At 71.2% G+C, this 1,560-nt stretch carries 1 protein-coding gene and 1 pseudogene; one reads left to right on the forward strand and one right to left on the reverse strand.

The window, feature by feature from the left end:
* Nucleotides 1-26: 26 nt before the first annotated feature.
* On the reverse strand, nt 27-1,238 hold the full coding sequence (locus C1I97_RS36955; RefSeq protein WP_111007244.1) for a PP2C family protein-serine/threonine phosphatase: 1,212 nt from the start codon (nt 1,236-1,238) through the stop codon (nt 27-29).
* 171 nt (nt 1,239-1,409) lie between these two features.
* Here C1I97_RS36955 and C1I97_RS42270 point away from each other — a divergent pair.
* Nucleotides 1,410-1,560 (forward strand): annotated as a pseudogene (locus C1I97_RS42270) (DUF2797 domain-containing protein); the annotation flags it as partial.

Genomic DNA, 1,560 nt, shown 5'->3' on the forward strand with positions numbered 1-1,560 from the left:
GGGCCTTCGGCGTTCCGGGGCGCGTCTCAGGCCTGGGGCATGCCCTGTAGCCGCGGGAGGGGGTGCCACTCCGAGAGCAGGATGGTCGCGTCGTCGTCGAGCCGGCCGCCGTGGTGGTCGAGAACCGTGTGGATCAGGCGGCGCAGCACTTCGGGGGCGAGGTCGCCGGCGGCTATGGCGCGGATGATGAAGTCGGCGAAGCGTTCCTCGCCGAAGCGGTCCCCGCTCGGCGATCGGGCCTCGGTGACCCCGTCGGTGTACATCAGGATCCTGTCACCGGGCTCCAGCTGGAACCGGTGCACGTGGCGGACCACGTCGGAGCTCATGTCGCTCAGGCCGAGCGGCGGTTCCGGTTTCCGCTCCAGAGCGTCGCGCAGCACCTCGTCGCCGCGGATGAGCATCGGTGTGGGGTGGCCGCAGTTGACCCACTCCAGCCTGCCGGTGCCGGTCTGCAGGTTCGCCAGGACGGCGGTGACGTAGCGGTCGGGAAAGACCTCGTGCACCGCCTCGTCGATGGTGGTCGCGATGCCGGCGATGCCCTCGCCCCTGCGGCGGGCGGTGCGGCAGGCCGCGAGGGCCACGGAGGTGGTGAGGCCGGCAGCCAGGTCGTGGCCCATGGAATCGAAGATGCCGAGGTGCAGGGTGTGGTTGAGGGTGGAGTGGTCGAAGGCGTCGCCGCCCAGATCGTAGGCGGGCTCCAGTACGGCGCTGGAGGTGAACCGGTCGGTGCCGATGGTCCGCGGGGCGAGGAACGCCCAGACCATCTCGGAGGGCAGCGCCATCGGTGACAGGCGCTGACGCATGGCGTAGGCGTCGCTGTGGGTGGCCTTGTCGACCGTTATCAGGGCGATCAAGGACACCAGGGCGCGGCAGGTCTCCAGGGTGGTGGCGTCGAAGGACGGGGCCTGGACGGAGACGACGCCCAGCCGTTCCACTCCGTCGAGCAGGGGCAGCCACAGGATCAGCCCGCCCGTCATCTCGTCCTCGGTGATGCGGGGCGAGAGCGTCCGGTACGCCCAGCCGGCCAGGGTGCCGTCGATGGGGATCGTGCGCGGGGCCTCGAAGCGGGCGTCCGGCACCGACACCAGCACGTTCTGCTGGAGGTCGGCGAGGTAGACGGTCAGACGGCTGATGTGCAGCGACTCGTACTCGCGCCGCAGCTCCTCGGGCAGGTCGGCGGGCGCGACGGTCGCGTACTTCATCAACAGGCGAAGCAGTGCCTGGGCCCTTTCAGGCATCGCGCTCACCAACCTCCGGGGCATGGCCCTCCGCACCACGATACTTCCGGGCTCCGGCACGTGCGCGGACGGATCCGCCGGGGCGCGTGCCGGCCGGCGCATGCCACTCCGCCCGGCCCCGGACGAGTGCCCGAACCGCGTTGTCAGTGGCGGCTCGTACTCTCGGACGTGATGGCACAGGTGTGGAAGTGCTCGGGGCTGCGGTGGCCGGCGGACGGTCCCGTGCTGGTGTGGGACGGCGGGCGGTCGAGCGTGCTGCACCGGGGGAAACGGGTGGCCTTCGAGGTCGCGGAAGGGGGAGTGCGGACATGCGGGGGAGCGC

The sequence above is a fragment of the Streptomyces sp. NTH33 genome (assembly GCF_003236365.1).
Lineage (GTDB): Bacteria > Actinomycetota > Actinomycetes > Streptomycetales > Streptomycetaceae > Streptomyces.